Annotated in this window: 2 protein-coding genes; one reads left to right on the top strand and one right to left on the bottom strand. The window is 62.0% G+C overall.

Features of this window, described 5'->3' with window-relative positions; all coding sequences use genetic code 11:
• Positions 1–42: 42 nt before the first annotated feature.
• On the bottom strand, positions 43–1,341 hold the full coding sequence (locus NZK35_RS23730; protein WP_259635009.1) for an anti-sigma factor: 1,299 nt from the start codon (positions 1,339–1,341) through the stop codon (positions 43–45).
• A gap of 412 nt (positions 1,342–1,753) precedes the next feature.
• Between NZK35_RS23730 and NZK35_RS23735 the strand changes: the two genes are divergently transcribed.
• Positions 1,754–2,521, top strand: coding sequence for a class I SAM-dependent methyltransferase (locus NZK35_RS23735; protein WP_259635011.1), 768 nt, complete (start codon positions 1,754–1,756; stop codon positions 2,519–2,521).
• Positions 2,522–2,819 lie beyond the last annotated feature (298 nt).

The raw sequence follows: 2,819 nt of genomic DNA on the forward strand, positions 1-2,819 counted from the left end.
AAGCCTGCACACCAACACTCGTGCCATTCGGGTCAGGCAACCCTACCGAACCAGGAACAGAATGTTCGCCATCGGGTCGGGGCCGGACTCGCCGGGGGGCTGCGAGCTGATCAACTGAGCTTCTTGCTCGCCTCGAACGGGAATGAACGGGCGATCGGCGAGCTGTTGAACCCAGGCATCAAACACTTCGTCGGCGTCACTGACGATCGGAACGATCTGACCCTGGTGACGAATCTTGGTCGGATCGACCGTTCGCACCGACTCGATCGACCGCAGCAACGGTGCGTCCAGCTGGACGCTGATGGCGGAGAACCCGACCGCTTCGATGCCATCGCGGTCGCTGACCAATCGCATCACCAGGCGATCGAGTTTCTTGGCAGGCGATTCGAGCAGCAGTGCCCGTGGCGACTGGTCGGCCGAAGCGTCGGTGTCGACTTGGGGAGCAACCGCTCGGGCAAGTGCTTCGTCGACCTGTCGTTCGTCGCTCGCGGCGATCTGAATCTCCGCCAATGCTTGATCAAACGCACCGATTTGTCGGCCGGCCTCGGACTGTCGGATCTCCACGACCATCAACATCTTGAGCGGTCGCAGGGCAACCAACGGGGCCGTCTCGGGCGTGTCGTCAGCCGACATCGCCGGGACATCCGCGACCGGCGGTGTTGGTGTCGTGGGATTCGCATCGGCCAACATCGGCCCGCTCGATTCCGGTTGCGTCTCCGGCGACAAATCCGGACGCGGAACATCAAACGAATCCGCGGCGGGCTTCGCCACCGAATCATCCAACGAGTCCCCGCGGGCGGCGATCGCATCGCTCGCCGGGGCCGCCATCGGGTCTACCATCGGCTCCGCTGGGCGAACGGGATCGATCGATCCGGGTTGGTCCACGGTGGGCTGGGGAGACGTGACCAACAACGGGTCCTCGGGTTGCGTCGTCGCAGAGCCGGAGAATTCTTTGACCGCCAGACCGATAAACAACACCGATGCCGCCAGGCCGGCGACCATCGCAACCAGTCGGGGCTTCGAAAACGTTCGGTCAGACTGGGGGGCGATGAAAGATTCGCTTGCGGCCAACCGCAGCGGGTGGTCGCTACGAAGCTCTTCGGCTTCGGCCCGGTCGATCGCGGCTTGCACGACTTGATCGGCGAACCCGTCGGGCAGCTTCGGAGTCGCCAGCAAGGCCTGGCGAAATGCGTCACGCTGTCGCTTTAACCCCTCCAGCCGCTGGCTGATCGCGGGGTCATCGCTTAGCATCTGCTCGACCCGGGCGCGCTCGTCACCGCTGAGCGCACCATCCAGGTGCCCTGAAAGCAGCTCGTCGAGAAGTTCTTCTGGTAAAGCCATTTTTGAATCCGTCGCCGACAGTTTCCGAGTCATATCGGATCTACCGGGCTCAATGATACAGTGAAGAGCGGTCGCCAAGTGGGGACAGTAACCGCGTCACGCCGCAGGATGGGTTCGGCTGAGTGCCCCGAGCAGTTCAGCGTTCACGTCAATCGGATGAGCACAAGGCCGCGAAAGTTCCAGAAATTCCCGCATTTGACTTTTGTTTTCACCCCAGTTGTCGGGTTTTTCGTCAAAACGGCGGCCTCGCGGGATTTTTTTTGGGTCCATCCCCGAACAAAATAGCCGGCCTGAGACGCGCCGCGTTTGGTTGTCATCACCGTCGTCAAACCACCCGGACTTCCCACCTACCCGAGAGTGCTGTGTGAATCACGACGCGACCCTGGAAAACAATCGCCGTGTTTACGACCGAATGGCCGACGCGGGCAACCCGCTGTGCCGACCAGCCACCGAAGAGGAGCTGTCGCGTCCGCTGTCGGTCGTCGACCAGGCCGGCTGGTTGGGCGGATCGATCGCGGGCCAGCGGGTGTTGTGCTTGGCAGCCGGGGGGGGGCGGCAGAGTTCTCTGTACGCGGCCGCCGGCGCGGAGGTGACGGTGGTTGATCTGAGCGGTGCGATGCTGGAGCTGGACCGCCAGGTGGCGGCCCAGCGCGGCTACCGCATGCGGGTGCTGCAAACGACGATGGAAGATCTGTCCGGGTTGAGCGACGGCGAGTTTGACATCGTGATTCATCCGGTCAGCACGTGTTACGTCCCTTCGGTCGCACCGGTGTTCGCCGAAGTCGCGCGGGTCACCCGTCCCGGCGGTCTGTACATCAGCCAGCACAAGCAGCCGATCAGTTTGCAAGCCGGCTATCAACGCTCGGCCGACGGCTATCCGATCCGTCACACCTACTATCGCGACGCACCGGTTCCGCCGCCTGCGGTGATGTCGCCCAGTGCAAGTCGATTACGCGAACAGGGCGCCGTCGAATTCCTGCACCGTTGGGAAGACCTGATCGGCGGTTTGTGTCGCAGTGGTTTTTTGATCGAAGACTTGATCGAACCGCTGCACGCCAAAGCGAATGCCGTCGCCAACAGCTTCGCCGATCGGGCAACCTACATCCCGCCCTACGTCCGCATCAAAGCCCGTCGCATCGGAGATGCCGCAACAGCGAGACCCGCGATTGTGATTGCATGAGGTGGGAGTCGAAACTTGGCAGTCGTTTGAAATCTCACATCTCAAATCTCAAATCTCCTGACTCTAACGTTTTCTATGTATCGGATTTTGCCGGATAGGCGAAGTCTTTCAGGCCCGGAGGGCCGGCAGAGTGGATGCCGGTGGCGTGAGCCACCGGAGATGATTTCAAGGAGTCTCTGAGGCCCAGCGGGCCGACACAGTTCCCCAGCTTTTAGCAGCCCGCACGGCTCATAAGACCGATTGTGCCGGCCTTTCAGGCCTCCGTGATCGAGGACTTCCCGTTCCGGTGGCTGACGCC

The sequence above is a fragment of the Stieleria sedimenti genome (assembly GCF_025060895.1).
GTDB lineage: Bacteria > Planctomycetota > Planctomycetia > Pirellulales > Pirellulaceae > Stieleria > Stieleria sedimenti.